The 14,996-nt window shown below is 58.7% G+C and carries 16 protein-coding genes; 6 read left to right on the plus strand and 10 right to left on the minus strand.

The genetic code is table 11. The features are described from left to right. Window positions 1-19: 19 nt before the first annotated feature. From ABSB80_RS12650 to ABSB80_RS12660, 3 genes are all read right to left on the minus strand, one after another. Entirely contained in the window at window positions 20-580 is a 561-nt protein-coding gene (locus tag ABSB80_RS12650) for a TATA-box-binding protein (protein ID WP_428370990.1), read from the minus strand. A 51-nt stretch (window positions 581-631) separates the two neighbouring features. Further along, on the minus strand, window positions 632-2,524 hold the full coding sequence (acs, locus tag ABSB80_RS12655) for an acetate--CoA ligase (RefSeq protein ID WP_428370991.1): 1,893 nt from the start codon (window positions 2,522-2,524) through the stop codon (window positions 632-634). Between the two features lie 243 nt (window positions 2,525-2,767). Further along, the gene (locus ABSB80_RS12660; protein ID WP_428370992.1) at window positions 2,768-3,079 is read right to left on the minus strand and encodes a transcription factor S; all 312 of its coding nucleotides are present in this window, start codon (window positions 3,077-3,079) and stop codon (window positions 2,768-2,770) included. Between the two features lie 164 nt (window positions 3,080-3,243). Between ABSB80_RS12660 and artA the strand changes: the two genes are divergently transcribed. Next, a complete protein-coding gene (gene artA / locus ABSB80_RS12665; RefSeq protein WP_428370993.1) occupies window positions 3,244-4,053 on the plus strand; it encodes an archaeosortase A in 810 nt (269 codons plus the stop codon). Here artA and ABSB80_RS12670 read toward each other — a convergent pair. After that, window positions 4,025-4,657 (minus strand): CDP-alcohol phosphatidyltransferase family protein, encoded by a 633-nt coding sequence (locus ABSB80_RS12670; RefSeq protein ID WP_428370994.1) that lies wholly within the window; start codon window positions 4,655-4,657, stop codon window positions 4,025-4,027. The genes artA and ABSB80_RS12670 overlap by 29 nt on opposite strands. Window positions 4,658-4,797: 140 nt before the next feature. On the opposite strand from ABSB80_RS12670, the gene ABSB80_RS12675 reads away from it, so the two are divergent. Then, a complete protein-coding gene (locus tag ABSB80_RS12675; protein ID WP_428370995.1) occupies window positions 4,798-5,484 on the plus strand; it encodes a dihydrofolate reductase family protein in 687 nt (228 codons plus the stop codon). Window positions 5,485-5,545: 61 nt separating this feature from the next. Continuing rightward, complete coding sequence (gene sppA, locus ABSB80_RS12680; RefSeq protein ID WP_428370996.1) at window positions 5,546-6,289, plus strand: signal peptide peptidase SppA; 744 nt, start codon at window positions 5,546-5,548, stop codon at window positions 6,287-6,289. A gap of 11 nt (window positions 6,290-6,300) precedes the next feature. Here sppA and truD read toward each other — a convergent pair whose 3' ends face one another. Together truD and pth2 are read right to left on the minus strand one after the other, a co-directional pair. Next, window positions 6,301-7,575: a tRNA pseudouridine(13) synthase TruD gene (truD, locus tag ABSB80_RS12685; protein ID WP_428370997.1), complete on the minus strand. Its 1,275-nt coding sequence runs from the start codon at window positions 7,573-7,575 to the stop codon at window positions 6,301-6,303. Next, complete coding sequence (gene pth2 / locus ABSB80_RS12690) at window positions 7,572-7,934, minus strand: peptidyl-tRNA hydrolase Pth2 (protein ID WP_428370998.1); 363 nt, start codon at window positions 7,932-7,934, stop codon at window positions 7,572-7,574. Before pth2 ends, truD begins: the two co-directional genes overlap by 4 nt. A 278-nt stretch (window positions 7,935-8,212) precedes the next feature. Between pth2 and ABSB80_RS12695 the strand changes: the two genes are divergently transcribed. Next, window positions 8,213-8,848 (plus strand): class I SAM-dependent methyltransferase, encoded by a 636-nt coding sequence (locus ABSB80_RS12695; protein ID WP_428370999.1) that lies wholly within the window; start codon window positions 8,213-8,215, stop codon window positions 8,846-8,848. Window positions 8,849-8,919: 71 nt separating this feature from the next. On the opposite strand, the gene ABSB80_RS12700 is transcribed toward ABSB80_RS12695, so the two are convergent. Genes ABSB80_RS12700 through ABSB80_RS12710 form a run of 3 tightly spaced genes read right to left on the minus strand, consistent with a single transcriptional unit; the run spans window position 8,920 to window position 12,319 of the window. Further along, window positions 8,920-10,875, minus strand: a complete 1,956-nt coding sequence (locus ABSB80_RS12700; protein ID WP_428371000.1) for a helix-hairpin-helix domain-containing protein — start codon at window positions 10,873-10,875, stop codon at window positions 8,920-8,922. A gap of 5 nt (window positions 10,876-10,880) precedes the next feature. After that, a complete protein-coding gene (locus ABSB80_RS12705) occupies window positions 10,881-11,648 on the minus strand; it encodes a PP2C family serine/threonine-protein phosphatase (protein ID WP_428371001.1) in 768 nt (255 codons plus the stop codon). Next, window positions 11,645-12,319 (minus strand): vWA domain-containing protein, encoded by a 675-nt coding sequence (locus ABSB80_RS12710; protein ID WP_428371002.1) that lies wholly within the window; start codon window positions 12,317-12,319, stop codon window positions 11,645-11,647. The genes ABSB80_RS12705 and ABSB80_RS12710 overlap by 4 nt, the downstream gene beginning before the upstream one ends. A 234-nt stretch (window positions 12,320-12,553) precedes the next feature. On the opposite strand from ABSB80_RS12710, the gene ABSB80_RS12715 reads away from it, so the two are divergent. Further along, the gene (locus ABSB80_RS12715) at window positions 12,554-13,567 is read left to right on the plus strand and encodes an ATP-binding cassette domain-containing protein (RefSeq protein WP_428371003.1); all 1,014 of its coding nucleotides are present in this window, start codon (window positions 12,554-12,556) and stop codon (window positions 13,565-13,567) included. A gap of 1 nt (window position 13,568) precedes the next feature. Then, window positions 13,569-14,405: an ABC transporter permease gene (locus ABSB80_RS12720; RefSeq protein WP_428371004.1), complete on the plus strand. Its 837-nt coding sequence runs from the start codon at window positions 13,569-13,571 to the stop codon at window positions 14,403-14,405. A gap of 322 nt (window positions 14,406-14,727) precedes the next feature. Here the strand turns inward: ABSB80_RS12720 and ABSB80_RS12725 are convergent. Continuing rightward, the coding region (locus ABSB80_RS12725) for a hypothetical protein (RefSeq protein ID WP_428371005.1) at window positions 14,728-14,996 on the minus strand (269 nt) is incomplete at its 5' end.

Raw genomic sequence — 14,996 nt, forward strand, 5'->3', positions numbered from 1 at the left:
AACCTGCCGGGGACGATGGTTACAGGAGACCAAGGCTGCGGAGGTCTGAGAGGATCTTGACGACCGCTTTCTTCGCGTCGTCCGGTTCCTTGCCACCGGTGATGATCAGTTTGCCGGACCCGAAGAGGAGCACCACGACTTTCGGGTTGTCCAGACGGTAGACGAGGCCCGGGAACTGTTCGGGCTCGTATTCGATCCGGTCGAGATTGAAGCCGACCGCGATCTTGTTCAGGTTTATCGCGGTGGCAAGGTCGGCCGAGGTGACGATGTTCTGGATCTTGTACTCCAGTTTCTTGGGGATGTCGATGCCCTGTTTCCGTAAGAGCCCGCCAAGGATGTTGAGCCCCTTGCTCAGGCTGTCGATGCTCTTTGCCCCGGTAAGCACCACTTTGCCCGACCCGAAAACAAGAGCCGCAATCTTGGGGTCCTGCATCCGGAGCACGACCCCCGGAAACCGCTTCTTGTTATATTCGGCGTCCTTGATCTTGGATGCGAGCGCGGGTAGATCCAGATAGTCGGTCACCTTTGCGGAAGCGACAATGTTCTCGATCTTGAGGGAGTCCTCTGGTCTGACCTTCATATTTATAAATGCCACAAAACAGTATTTAAAAAGATGGGTCTTGATCCGGCCTTATTCTTCAAGGGTCGAGATGTCGCCCGGGTCCATGCCCAGCTCCTGGGCCTTGAGCACCCGCCGCATGATCTTGCCGCTGCGGGTCTTGGGCAGGGACTGGACGAACTCGATCTCTGAGGGCATGGCAATGGGGCCGAGCGTTATCCGCACGTGGTAGAGCAACTCGTTTTTCAGCCGTTCGCTGGGAATGTGCCCGACCCGGAGGATCACAAACGCCTTGATGACATTTCCCTTCACAGGATCCGGTTTGCCGATGACCGCAGCCTCTGCGACAGCCTGGTGGGAGACGAGTGCACTCTCGACTTCGGCTGTCCCGATGTTGTGGCCCGCGACCACGATCAGGTCGTCGGCCCGACCGAGGACCATGATGTAGCCCTCCCTGTTCCTGACCGCAAGGTCGCCGACTGCATAGCACCCGGGGATCGTTGTCCAGTACTTCCTGTACCGGTCGTCGTCCTTGTACACTGTCCTGAGCATGGAAGGCCAGGGTTCCCGGATCACGAGAAAACCCCCGGTTCCGGGCGGGACAGAGTTCCCGTCTTTGTCCACGACATCGGCAACCACGCCGGGGACTGCCTTGCCCGCAAACCCAGGGTACATCGGTTCCCCGATCAGGGTTGTCACCATGTGCATGCCGGTCTCGGTCTGCCACCAGGTGTCCACGACCGGGCAGCGGCCCTTCCCGATGACGCGGTAGTACCACTCGAACGCCTCGGGGTTGAGTGGTTCGCCAACGGATCCGAGGATCCTCAGCGTGCTCAGGTTGTATTTACCCGGCCACTCCTCCCCGAGCTTCATGAACATCCGTATCGCTGTCGGCGCTGTGTAGAGGATCGTGACCCCGAACTCCTCGACCATCCGCCAGTAGACCCCGGGGTCGGGGAAATCGGGAGTGCTTTCGGTCATGATGATGGTCGCACCCACGGAAAGCGGGCCGTAGACCACGTAAGAGTGCCCGGTGATCCAGCCCGGATCCGCGGTACACCAGTAGACATCGGTGTCCTTGATGTCGAAGACGTTCTTTGTGGTGTAGTAGGTCCCGACCATGTACCCCCCGCACGTATGGACGATCCCTTTCGGAGCCCCGGTCGAGCCGCTGGTATACAGGATGAAGAGGGGGTCTTCCGCGTCCATGACCTCGGATTCGCAGTCAGCCCCGGCGCCCCGGATCATGTCGTAGAAGTCGACCTCCATCTCGCGGTGGATCTCGACCGGCTGGTGCTGCTCGCGCCGGAGAACGACGATGTGCTCGACGGTCTCGGCGTTGATGATCGCCTCCTCGATGATGTGCTTGAGCGGGATGGACTTGCCGCGCCGGAAGGTGACGTCGGCTGTGATGACAACCTTGGCTCCGGCTCCCGTGATCCTGCTGTTGAGCGCCGCTGCCCCGAACCCGCCGAAGACCACGCTGTGGACGGCGCCGATGCGGGCGCAGGCAAGCATCGATACGATCTGCTCCGGCACCATCGGCATGTAGATGCAGACCCGGTCGCCTTTGCCGACCCCGAGTTTTTTGAGGCCGTTTGCAACCCGCATCACCTCGCGGTAGAGCTGGCGGTAGGTGTAGATCCGCTCGGTGTCGTCCTCGCCTCTCCAGATGAGCGCCACCTTGTTGCGCCGTGAGTTCTGCATGTGGCGGTCGAGGCAGTTGTAGGTGATGTTGGTCTTGCCGTCGATGAACCAGCGGGCGTACGGGTAATTCCACTCCTTCACTTTGCGGTAGGGGGAGAACCAGTGGAGCTCCTGTGCAATCGTGTCCCAGAACCGTTCCGGGTCTTTAAGGAAATCCTGGTATGCTGTTGCATAGTCACCGACCCAGCTGTTCTGCTTGTAGGACGGGTCGGGCATGTAGTGCTTCTCGGTAAGTCTGACATCAAAGTCTTCGGCCATGCAAAACCCCGATTTACCATTATTAGTGATGAGTGGCGCAAATTAAGGGTTGCCATTTCCGCTGGCGAAACGAGCGGGAACCGTATAGTATAAAATGGGGGCAGTCATTTTGTGTGTACGGCATCCTGTTTTAACGGCATTTTTTGGTCTTCAATGACCGTTTGAAATTTTGGGAAGTATGATCCTGATACCATGGATCCCGTTCAGGCACAATTTTAAAACAAAAAAGGTATGGGAAAAAATTCAGTCGTATTGGCGCCAGGTGTGCCCGCATTCAGTGCAGCGGAAGAACCGCACTTCGCTTTCATCGGCTGCACGGAGCTGACGGAGCCACCAGATAGCAAGATTGTTCTCGCACTTGGGACACTTGATCTGGATGGTGGGCATGGTCTTTTCCTGCCCCTCCTCCTCAACAATCACAATCTCATTCTCACTGCGGCTTACCTTGCGCTTCATCTGGTCAGCGCCTTCAATCTTCCGGATATACCCGCATTTCCGGCACTTCAGCTGGCCTGCAGATGACATAAGCATGGTTTTACATTCAGGACAGAACATCGGTATAGTATGCGCGACCATAGGAGATTAAGCCTCGTCTTGTGCGTGTCAGGCTCACCCGGAGAGCCCGGCGCCTCCGGAAAGCAGTTATCCTGTCCCGGAACCCGTCCTGAACTCTGCCCGTTCAGAATCCTTTTTTTGGTATTGGGTGAATAAATTCTATAATGATCGAGTATCTGGTCCTGATATCCTGTATCGGGTTTCTTGCGTTCCTCATACCCGGTCCCCACCGTAAATATTCGGCCATCATCGGCTGGGTTTTTATCGTATTGTCTCTCTTTGCCGAACTGCCGTTCTATTTCAGCGAGAATAATTTCATGTACCCGGTCATAGCGGCACTCTCGGTACCGTTCCTCGTCATCACGGCCCAGTACCTTATGGCCGATGACGAGCGGGTCATGCACCTGTCGCGGGCTGCCGCGGTGGCGTTCATCATCTACGCCCCGTTCGAATATATTCCCGTACTCGGCGACTGGCTCATCGGGGCGGTCGTCGGGCAGATCGTCTGGCTGCTCAACCTCCTCCATTTCAGCGTGAACCTTGCAGACTGGAACATCATCTCCCGTAACGGTTTCCGCGTGGAGATTATCCTCGCCTGCACCGGCATCCAGAGCATCGCCATCCTTCTCGGGGTATCGGCTGCCGTGCCAACGACGTTCCGGCAGAAAATACTGGCCTTCCTCATCGTCGCCCCGACGATCTATTTCCTGAACCTGTTAAGGAACGTCTTTGTCATCATGGCGTACACGCAACAATGGTTCCCGTATTACCCGGACATCGCCAGCAACGGCGAACTGGGATACGAGAGTTTCTTCTGGGCGCACAATGTCATCGCAGAATTCCTCGCCCTCATCTGTCTCATCGTGATCGCCTACGGGCTGTTTACCATCATCCCGAACCTCGGGAAATTTGCCGAAGACCTCTACCAGCTCTATTACGGCGAGATCAGGAAAGCGTTCGGTAAAGGTACGTGATCCGCTGGAGTGCGGACAGGTTCGTGAAGACCGCGATGATGATGACCGCGGCCCAGATCAGGTTGAAGGCCCCGCCGAGGATCAGGACAAGGAGCGTCTCCGGCCTGCCGAAGAACCCGACCCCTTCGAGGGGGTCGTCGATCTTCCCCTCCACTTTTTCACGGTACCCGATCTCCGCGTAGACCACGGGCTTGATGAAGGTGTTCATCAGGGAGCCGATGATCGCAAATGCGACGACGGCAAAGTCGGCAGCGGGGGGGACCGGGAAAAATCCGCTCACGATCGGGATGCCGGCAAGCCCGACGCCGAGCAGGGCCAGCGCGTCCACGTACTTGTCAACGATCCAGTCAAAGACAGCCCCGAAATCGGTATGGGCGCCGGTCTTCCGGGCAACGCTCCCGTCCACGAGGTCCAGGACGGCGGAGAGCAGGAGGAAGAGAGCCCCCGTAAGAAACTGCCGCTGCCAGAAGAGAACCGCACATGCAATACCGGCAGCGAGTGCGAGCAGCGATATCTGGTTGGGCGTTATCCTGAGCCTGACAAAGACGTCTGCGACCGGCTCAAGATACCTGATAAACCGTGGCCGGAGTGCAGTAATATTCATAACTCAATTCATGGGTACATAAACCATTAATAGTTGCTCATCGGGCGCAGCGGGAGCACCGGGGATCTGCGCCGGGCGGTAGCCGCTATCGTCACGTTATTTATGTTCCCCGACCAATACAGGAGGCGAGAAGATCGGCAATGACAACTACACACGATCGCCCGCACGTGCTGATGATGTCGGAAATTACTGCGGACGGCAAGCTCACGCTCAAGAAAGGGGCATCCTCGAAGATCCTGATGAAATACATGGCACCCGAGACCGAGACCCTCCTGCACACCACCCGGGCCGAATACGATGCCATCATGGTCGGGGCCAACACGATCCGGATCGACAACTCGTTCCTCACGGTCCGGCTGGTGCCGGGGAAGAGCCCGCTCCGCGTCATCCCGTGCAGTATGGCTGATATCCCGCTCGATGCCAACGTGCTCGGGCCGGATGCGCCGACGGCAATCGCGGTCTGCGAAGCGGCCCCGCTGGAGCGGGTCGGAGCGATCAGGAAGAAAGGTGCCCACGTCATCGTTGCCGGAAAGACCCATGTCGAGCTCCCTCTGCTCCTGAAGATCCTCAGGGAAAAGTTCGGCGTGAAGAAGCTGATGATCGAAGGCGGGCCCACCCTGAACTGGCATATGCTGCACGACCGGCTCGTGGACGAGATCCGCCTCATCCACCTGCCGTTCATTGTCGGGGGTTCCGACACGCCATCGCTTGTCGGCGGGATGCACATCAACAGCGAAGACGAGATGATCCGGCTCAACCTGAAAAAATACTACATGTGCGGGAGCAACCTCGTCTCTGAATTTGATGTACTCTATGCCGGGGTATAACATGGACATGGATATCTGGCAACGTGCTGCAGGTCCTGCTCGCGTGGGACGCCGGCCGGCTATGAAATGGATTTTCGTCATCATCGTTTTCGTCATCGTCGTAACGGGAGCTGTCATCGCCGCCCTGTATCTCACCCACCCGGAACGAACCGGTGGCGTGACCGTAGTCCGGATGGAAGGGACCATGGTCACCGGGCTGGTGGATGATGGCACCTCGATCGGAAGCGAGGTGGTAGGCAACAACCTGAGGGCGGCAGCTGATGACCCGATGACTGAGGCAATCGTCCTGCGGGTCGACAGCCCCGGCGGTTCACCTGCAGCTGCTGAGGAGATCATCCGCGACCTCGAATACGCAAAGACGAAAAAACCGGTCGTGGTCTCGATGGGAGATATGGCAACTTCAGCTGCGTATTATGTAAGTGCCCATGCGGACAGGATCTACGCGGATCCTGATACGTTCACGGCCGGTGTAGGGGTGATCTGGAGGTTCTCCGATATCAGCCGCTGGATGGAGAACGAAGGCTACAACACGAGCGTGGTAGAATCGGGCAACATGAAGGACATGGGCTCGGATTCGCGCCCCATGACTGCTAACGAGCAGGAATACGCCAGGCAGATCGTTGACGAAAGCTTCAAAGCGTTCATCACCGATGTTACCACCCAGCGCGTGATCGCACGCTCAGATATTGAGGACGGCAGGGTGATCCGGGGCGCCGACGCGGTGAAACTCAATATTGTCGACGAGCTGGGCAACCTCAACGATGCCATTGACGGCGCCAAGAGACTTGCGGAATCGCGCCGTTGACCTTGTACCTTTCAGATCATCCGGACCGGGTCTGCCTTCATGAACTCGCGGCAGACCGTTGTCGCGTAGTGGCCGGGGGGCAGGGTGAATTTCAGCCGGACGCTGCTTCCCTCAAGGGCAGATTCGATCTCCGTTTTCAGCGCAATCGGCCGCCATGCGCCTTCGAACTTCGTGTGCACGAATGCTGAAGCGTGTCCGAAGTCCTCCGGGGTGATCGAATACTCTGCCAGGAGTTCCTCCATCACGCGCCCGCCTTCTGTTTTCGGATCCATCTTTTCTCTGCCGGGCATGAAGAGCGCAATGCTGCACCGTCCCCGCCGGATATGCAACGAGACCGCAGCAAGGTTTGATGTGGTAGCGGTATCAGTCCGCCCGTTGGCAAACAACAGCCGGTCTCCTGGTACGGGATCGCTGAGCCCGTATCCCTCGTCAAACCGGAGACTCAGGGCGCAGTTGAAGAGGTACGACTGGAACGCGGAGACGAACATCGAGAGCAGCTTGGGCGGCAGTTCCCGGAGTGCCCCGCTATAATCGCCGGCATGGACGTGCAGGTGATGGAGCATGGCACGTTCATAGTTCATCTGGACCGGGAGACTGCGGAGCGCCGGCGCGGGGTCGCGGCTCTGGTAAAATTCCGACCGGATCGCTTTCACCGTGTCGGTCTCGGCGGGATAGGCAAGCCCGATGTAGGTCAGGACGGCCTGCTCAAAGTCGCCCCGCAGGATCCATTTCCCCACCTTGTGCGTCACCGGACGGATGGCGCCGAAGCGCTGGAGGCCGTAATAGTTGGGTACGCCGTCCCTGACCGTTTCCGTAATTTCCTGGATACGTTCCCCGGGATCGGGCGTATCAGGTTCGCGGATCACAAGGTCAAACCGGTTTCCCTTCAGGTCGCCAAGCGACAGGGCCTCGTTCGCATTCCCGAATGGTTCAAGGAGGATGTCTTTCAGCCGTACACCTGCAACCTGCCCAGCCGTGACATTGTAGATCGAGATCCGCTGGCTGGTCACGGCGTTCCGGTCCTTCGTGCCCGCCCAGCCGATGCGCCGGTGGCTGATGCCCAGCCGTTTTGCTATCTCTTTTACTGCGTGCTGGAGCTCCCAGTTGGTCTTGGTGAGGGTGCAGATCAGGTACGGCCCGCTCGTCCCCCCTTTCTCCGGCAGGGGGATCTCCTCTACCCGGAAGTCCCCGGGCACCGACCGCAGTCTCCCGCCGATCCCCTCGGCATCGCTCGCGTAGTACCGCATGCCGAGCTCGCGTTCAAGGGGGTAGGGGCTCTGGTTCATAAAAGAGAGAGAGCACCGGTGATTTTGTCGAGATCCTCGCTCTTCGCAGGCCCGAGGCCGAGGGCCGTGATTGTACCTGGAGGGATCTCGGTCATTCCTGCGTCCTGGATGAGCGATGTGGAGATGCCGGATCGTTCTGCAATGACCTTGAGTTCGAAGAGTGTCCGCTCGTCATTTGCCTTGAGCACCACTTTCTTCTGCCCTTCGGAGAGCCACGCTTTCTGCAGGGCCTTGTCCGCGCCGTTGTACGCTCCGACGGAGGCGTGGCCGGCCTGGGCGCACCGTTTGCCGCAGCTCATCTTGATATCGTTCCTGATGATCAGGCACTGTTTGTAGCGGAATACGGGCTCGGGTACCATTCTTTTATTCTTGGTCGCTTCACGTCAAATATGTATAGCACGACGCCATGTTCCGAGAAACGTTCCGGATCATGGATCCGCATTACAATCGCCTGCGACCGGTTTCCTGCCAGAACAATACGCCTGGATGGCCGGCGGCCATGATGCAGATGCAGGAGAAAACCGCCGGTTCTTCCCGGCACATGGTATCCGGGCTCCCGTACACGAGTTGTATCACTCCATTGCACACAGATCCCATGAATTTATTCGCTGCCGCCCGCTAACTAACCTGAGATCAGATGAGCGACGAAAAACGGGATTTCAATGCCGTGGCAGCAACCTGGGACGAGAACCCGGGGCGGGTGAAGATGGCACAGGATGTCGCCCGGGCCATCCGCGAGACGATCGCGATCAGACCCGATATGGACGTACTCGACTTCGGCTGCGGGACCGGGCTCTTAACCCTCGAGCTCCAGCCCGAAGTCCGTTCTGCCATTGCGGTTGACAGTTCGCAGGGAATGCTGGAAATTCTCAACAGGAAGATCTCCAGCCTGGGCCTGAAGAACGTGAAGACCCGGCTCATGGATCCTGACCGCGGGGATCTGCTCGAGGGGCAGTATGACCTGGTTGTCAGCAGCATGACATTCCACCACATCCTGGACATCCGCCCGCTGCTCGGGCAGTTTTCCCGGATTCTCAAACCTTCCGGGCTTCTCTGTGTTGCGGACCTTGATCCGGACGGCGGAACATTCCACGACGACAATACCGGTGTCTTCCATGCCGGGTTCGACCGCTGCCTCCTGCGCAAACAACTGGAAGATGCAGGGTTTGAATCGGTCAGGAACCGGACCGCGGCAATTGTCCTGAAACCGGTGCCCGGCGGGGGGACGAGGGCGCTCACCGTCTTCCTGCTGACCGGGAAGAAACCGGAGTGAACGGCTGATCTGCTCCGGACGGGCCCAGGATGACCCCCTCACCCGGAAATTTCCGGCCCCGTCGACCGGTTTCACGGTTTTTTCAGGAGGGTGAAGACCTCGAGGTCTGCGGCCGCCTGAGCAAGTTCGCGGGCGCTTCGTTCGACCGCAGGGCGGTACCGGGCCCGGTTCTGCAGGATCTTCTGCCTGACCTGGTTCAGGGACTCGATCCCGAGCCGAAGTTCCCGCTCGACCGGGCGCATCTTCGGCTGGAAGCGGTGGATCAGGTTCTGGCGGTCCGCCGGGTCCAGCCCCTTGGAGGGATCAAACCTGAACCGCTCCTCCATCTGCGTGCGCCAGGACAGGAGTTCGTCCCGGTGAATATCGCCAAACTCGGTGATGCGCTGGAGGCTCCCCCGGTTGATGTCTGCCGCGGTCTCGATCCCAAACGACCTCAGCACCGCTTTCCGGTTTGCACCGATCCGGAGAAAGTTGTAGCTGTCGATGAAGCAGGTCCCGAGATACGCTGCAAGCTGCCGTTCCTTTGCCGTGTGCTGGAATGAGCCCCGGGCGACCGTATACTGTTTCTCAAGGGACGCGTACGTATTTCTGAGCACCTGAAGCTTCTGCAGCTTGGCGCGGTAGGCTTCATCGCCGGCATCTGAAGTCCACTTCTTGCGGATCAGGTCCCAGCGGTAGCGGGCACTTTCAAACGCCGTCCGCCGCCTTCTCTTCTCCGCTGCCTCTTTTCCCGGGAAGAGCAGTAGGAAGGCTGCAGCGACCGCGACTGCAGCGGTGACCCCGTAATCGGTGGATAGGCTGCTGGCGAGGACAAGCCCGCACCAGATCGCGAGCGCCAATCCTGTAACCATCCGGACTTTCGTGAAGAAAAACGATCGTTCCAGGTCCGGGGGCAGGGGGACCGGAGCGGGATGGGACTGGTCCGGGGAGATGACCGGGAGCTGACCGGGCGGCGGAAATGCAGTGACTTTCTTCCATTCGGCAACCAGGTCGAATTTGGAGACTGCATCCGGGCTCAGGAAGAGGAACGCCCCGGACTCCTGCTCGAGCCGGCACCATGGGCAGGAGGGGAGACCGGAGAGATACACGTGTCCCGAATCGGCACTGCACCGCTTCAGCTTCCGTTCCAGCGAGTCGAGCGCTGTCCACCACTCCCCTGCAGAGGGGCGGTCCCTCCCGTGGGACTGGCCGAACGCCTGCTCGAAGAGGCGAGCCACCTCCGGCGGGACGACAGCGAGACCCACCGAATTCGGCGGGGGCGACATCTGCCTTTTTGGTGCATCCCGGCTGAACGCGAAGCGGTACTCTGCGATCGCCCGTTCTATCGGCATGTCTTCCTTTCCGGAATAGACTCCGGCAAACGGGTGCCTGCCCATGAACAGGAGCTGGAAGATCAGGATGGCAAGGCCGAAATTGTCATGGTTCTTCGACCGCTCGATCCGGAAGTCTTTCGAGTTCTGGATCTCCGGCGGGGTGAACTGGGCCACCCCGACCTCGCAGTAATAGACGGTGCCGGAAGTCCGCACCTGGACCGAGTCGCAGTCGATGAGGGTTACGCAGGCATGGTTGCTGACCAGGATATTTCCTTCATTGACGTCCCCGATCACGTACCCGTAATGGTGCATCACGTCGAACGCGGCGGCGAGGTTCTTTGCAGCCCGGACCAGGAATTTCCAGTCAGCGGTCGGGAAGATGAGCTTCCGGTGCGTTGGCCCGTATACCTTGTGGACGGGCTCGCCGTCCGTCACCTTGGGCATCAGAAAACCGCAGACCGGCCCGTCAGGCCCGTCATAGACAAGGTCGACCGGCCAGGCGGAGATCTCCTCGAGTTCCTCGTTGCACCCCTGGACCATCAGCCGGAGTTTCTCCTGCTTCTGCATGCTGAGCGGCTTGTGGTAGATCTTTGCCACATGGCGCTGGCCCTGCCCGATATCGTACACATCGCCCTCCCCCCCGCTCCCGACCTTTTTCCCGGGCAGGATCCTCCTGCCATGGCAATCGAAGAACGAACGACCTTTTTCCTGCATTGGGATCACGGGACGTGGACGGCGAGGACCAGCGTTTTATCGTCATCAGTCCGCTCATTGACGTCGCTGCGGGACAGGAACCCATCGAGCTGGGCGGAAAGGTCCGGCAGCCGGTTTCCCGAATGGGCCCGTACCGCAGCGAACAGGGGGCGGAAAAAACCGTCGTGGGCAGCCTTTTTCGAGAACGAGAGGACGAGGCTCTGCAGGCCGTCCGTGAACAGCGCGACCTCTTCCGGCAGAAAATCCTTCCGGGATATCTCCAGGTGCTTCAGGAACGATTCATCCGTGACAAAAAAGGTGGTATTGGCATATTCCCCCTGGTCCGGCCAGAAAACGACCTGGTACTCATCGCGTTCCTTCACGACAATGGCCCCGTCCCCGATCTGGAAGCAGATCGCCTGCCCGTTGCCGATCACGCTGCCGATCAGGGTACAGGCATACTCCCGGACCGGTGCTCCCGATTCAGCGGCCTGTGCGACGATTGCCCCCCGGGCAGAGCAGACCCAGTCCCTGACATCCGCGTCCGTCATGGTGGGATGGATCTCCCCCGCCACCCTGATCGCCTTCATTATGGACTCATAAGCGGTGTCGCAGGCAGTCCTTGCCCCCTCCCCGCCACACCTCGTGCTCCCGGCCCCGTCTGCTACGAGACCGATGAAAAACTCCCGGTCCGAGATCTGGACTGCGCCGGCCCGGCAGTAGTCCTGGCCCGGTTCGTTCCGGTCCAGATGTGTTCTCCCGGTCACGGATGAAGCAGTGTATTTCCAGCTCATATCTCGCTCCAACCTGACGGTGGAGCGAGCAGAATTTTGTCCCCGGGGTTGCTGCGGGAGGCGGACTTCATGGAGTTCGAGAGCCACTGGAAGAACTCCCGGAACTTCAGGCCCTGAAGCCTGAGCGGTTCTCTCACCGAGATCTGCCGGAGCACCTTCATATCCGCGTTCTGGACGCCGATGGCAAAAAATGCGAAGGACTTTGTGTTCTCCCCTTCGCGGACCATTGACGCAGCATGCTGCCACTTGTCGGTTGGCGAGCCGTCAGTGATCAGGAAGATCCACGGGCGGTAGAAGGAGATGCCGTTTGAGCGGTACTCCTCCTTGCGCTTCCGGACGAGGTCGATCCCCATGGTTATTGCTTCGCCGAGCGGCGTGTCTCCTTCAGCAACGAGCGTCGGGTCGAGGAAAAAATCGGCGGTGCTGAAGTTGCTGATGATCCTGACGGGGCCAAAGGAGATGAGTGCCACCTCGACCCGTTTGACCGCGAGGGAATCGGACTGGAGCTCTTCGTAGAACGCGCGGATCCCGGCGTTCAGTTCCTCTATGGGACGCCCTGCCATGGAACCGGACGTGTCCAGCAACAGGAGGCAGGGGCAGCGGGGTTCGGGATTTTCTGCAAAGGTGACGGGCCCGAGGGGCTGCTGATCAAGGAGTATGGTATCGTTCAATTGTGTTCACCTCTCACTATCCGGAGCACGGGTAGTGGATAACGTTCATTAGATCTTTCCCGTATTTTTGGTTATACATTTGTATTGCGGAAAGGGATAGAGCGAACCCCTGGTACCGCAAATCCCTGCACAGTACTTGGTTGCCAGTCAACTGCCCTGCCGGGACCCTGCCCTGTTCCGGGCCGCTGGCCGCTATCGCCACGTTCATATATTCTCTTCAGGAATATTCCCGGTATGGAAACGGATGACCCGGCAGGCAGCAGTGACGGGACGATCATATGCGTTGAGAGCCTCGAACATGCTTACGGGGACTTCAGGGCAGTCGATGGTATCAGCTTCGCGGTAAGGAGAGGGGAGATCTTCTCGTTCCTCGGGCCGAACGGCGCGGGCAAGAGCACCGCGATCAACGTGCTCATCACGCTGCTCGCCCTGCAGAAGGGACGCGCGACAATCGCCGGGTATGACGTCACGAAAGAGCCGCAAAAGGTCCGGGAATCGATCGGCATTGTCTTCCAGGACATCACTCTCGACCGGGACATGACCGTCTGGGAACTGCTCGAGTTCCACGGAAGGCTCTATACCATGCCGGCCGGGGAGCGGCGGAAACGGATTGACGAACTCCTGAAACTGGTCCAGCTTGAATCGAAGCGCAATGAGCTCAGCAAGAGACTGAGCGGGGGGATGAAACGCAGGCTCGAGATCGCCCGCGGCCTGATGACCCGCCCGAAAGTCCTCTTCCTCGATGAACCGACCATCGGTCTCGACCCGCAGACCCGGATGCGCATGTGGGAGTACATCAAGGGTGTCAACCGCGAAGGGACCACCATCTTCCTCACGACCCATTACATGGACGAGGCAGACCAGCTCTCGGACCGGATCAGCATCATCGATCACGGGAAGATCATCATCACGGGGACATCCTGGGAACTGAAGAACACGCTCGGGCAGGATCTGATCTACCTCGAGACGGACAACGACAAGGCCGCCCTTGGACTCCTGAAGGATTTGCCACCTGTCAGGGACATCAAGGCCAAGACGCGGGGGTTCACCCTGATGGTGAACGAGGACGGGACGAAAGTGCTGCCCGGCATCATCGACACCCTCCGCAATGCCGGCATAGAGATCTCCACCATCAACCTGAAGAAGCCGTCCATGGACGACGTCTTCGTCTTCTATACCGGAAAAGAGATCCGGGACGAGGGGCAGGCTCCCGCACGCCCGAGGTTCATGCGGGCCGGGGGGCGGTGAGATGCAGTACGGGTTTACCACCATCTACTGGCGCGACATGATCCGCTTTGTCCGGTTCAAGACACTGCTGGTCTCCTCCCTCCTGCAGCCGGCGCTCTGGCTGGCCTTCTTCGGGATTGCCATGTCCAGTAACTTTGACCGGCTCCTGGCCGGGGTGCCGGTTCCCGCAGGAGTTCACGCGGTGGGCTACCTCACCTTCATGGGAGCGGGCATCATCGCGATGACCACGCTCTTCACCAGCCTCTTCGGCGGCATTGTCATCCTGTTTGACAAGAACTGGGGGCTCATGCGGGAGATCCTCGCAAGTCCGATGAACCGGAACCACATCATCTTCGGGATCGGGCTCTCCGGGGTGACCAAGTCCTTCATCCAGGCCATCATCATCATGGTTTTCGGCATCCTGATCGGAGCTGCATTCTTCTCCGGGTATACCGCCGTCCAGGTCGTTACCGGGGTCCTCGGCATCCTCGCGTTCGTTGGTATGTTCGCCCTCGGGTTCCTCTTTCTCTCGGCAGCGATCGCCATCTCGATGGAGAGTCCCGAGGGGCTCCAGGGAGTCATCACCCTCCTCACCATGCCGATATTCTTTGCCAGCAACGCGCTCTACCCGATCGACGCGTTCCCCGAGATCCTGAAAGTCATTTCAATTTATAACCCGATGACCCTGCTTATCACCGGCATCCGGTACTTTGCGATCGGCCCGGACTTTGTCGCACTCGGTAAACACTATGTGTTCACGCCCGCTGATATTCTGGTCTCGTTTGCCGGGCTCACAGTCTTCACCGGGATCACGTTCCTGCTGGCATGGTGGCGGTTCAAAAAAGCCGTCGTAACGTAAAACCTGAGAACAGAATTTTGAGCTCTGTTGAAATCCTCGGAGAAACATGCAATCGCTCTTGGGGGCGACGAACCTCACGGAACGTGAGGTGAGGCGGGAGAAGAATGCGAAGCGTTCTTCGATTATTCCCGAATCCGCAGTCGAAGAATTCTGGCGAATTCTTCTCCAATTAATCCTCGCTGTGTGACGAAGGAACACGAGAAGAGAGCCGTTAGGCTCTCTTCGCTGATGCGACGATTCATTCCCCGCCGCTCGGGCACCCCCTATATTGGGATAGTTCCTCAGAAGGTTGATGGAAAACCCGAAAAAAGGGGTCGAAGGTTTACTTTGTAAATCTTCTCCTTTTCGAAGTCTGAAGACCTCTCAGAGATTCAAGGGGATGCTCCCCTTGGGATGCCTCCCCCTCCGGGGGAGAGAGAGGGTCACCCTCCTGACCGCAGCAGAGTACAAGCAAATGATCAGAAAAATATGCTCTGTAGAAAACCTCTATCCAGACAAATTGTATAAACCTGTCAAGGTTAGCGAGAATGATCTTGCATGAAATTTCTTTCTTCTGAATCTGGAATATTCGTGATTTCAGGTCAGCTCCGA

This window comes from Methanoregula sp., assembly GCF_050010295.1.
Classification (GTDB): domain Archaea; phylum Halobacteriota; class Methanomicrobia; order Methanomicrobiales; family Methanospirillaceae; genus Methanoregula.

Excerpts from the sequence above, each read along its gene's own strand:
- ABSB80_RS12650 (WP_428370990.1), bottom strand. The coding sequence starts at position 580 with ATGAAGGTCAGACCAGAGGACTCCCTCAAGATCGAGAACATTGTCGCT.
- acs (WP_428370991.1), bottom strand. The coding sequence starts at position 2,524 with ATGGCCGAAGACTTTGATGTCAGACTTACCGAGAAGCACTACATGCCC.
- ABSB80_RS12660 (WP_428370992.1), bottom strand. The coding sequence starts at position 3,079 with ATGTTCTGTCCTGAATGTAAAACCATGCTTATGTCATCTGCAGGCCAG.
- artA (WP_428370993.1), top strand. The coding sequence starts at position 3,244 with ATGATCGAGTATCTGGTCCTGATATCCTGTATCGGGTTTCTTGCGTTC.
- ABSB80_RS12670 (WP_428370994.1), bottom strand. The coding sequence starts at position 4,657 with ATGAATATTACTGCACTCCGGCCACGGTTTATCAGGTATCTTGAGCCG.
- ABSB80_RS12675 (WP_428370995.1), top strand. The coding sequence starts at position 4,798 with ATGACAACTACACACGATCGCCCGCACGTGCTGATGATGTCGGAAATT.
- sppA (WP_428370996.1), top strand. The coding sequence starts at position 5,546 with ATGAAATGGATTTTCGTCATCATCGTTTTCGTCATCGTCGTAACGGGA.
- truD (WP_428370997.1), bottom strand. The coding sequence starts at position 7,575 with ATGAACCAGAGCCCCTACCCCCTTGAACGCGAGCTCGGCATGCGGTAC.
- pth2 (WP_428370998.1), bottom strand. The coding sequence starts at position 7,934 with ATGGTACCCGAGCCCGTATTCCGCTACAAACAGTGCCTGATCATCAGG.
- ABSB80_RS12695 (WP_428370999.1), top strand. The coding sequence starts at position 8,213 with ATGAGCGACGAAAAACGGGATTTCAATGCCGTGGCAGCAACCTGGGAC.
- ABSB80_RS12700 (WP_428371000.1), bottom strand. The coding sequence starts at position 10,875 with ATGCAGGAAAAAGGTCGTTCGTTCTTCGATTGCCATGGCAGGAGGATC.
- ABSB80_RS12705 (WP_428371001.1), bottom strand. The coding sequence starts at position 11,648 with ATGAGCTGGAAATACACTGCTTCATCCGTGACCGGGAGAACACATCTG.
- ABSB80_RS12715 (WP_428371003.1), top strand. The coding sequence starts at position 12,554 with ATGGAAACGGATGACCCGGCAGGCAGCAGTGACGGGACGATCATATGC.
- ABSB80_RS12720 (WP_428371004.1), top strand. The coding sequence starts at position 13,569 with ATGCAGTACGGGTTTACCACCATCTACTGGCGCGACATGATCCGCTTT.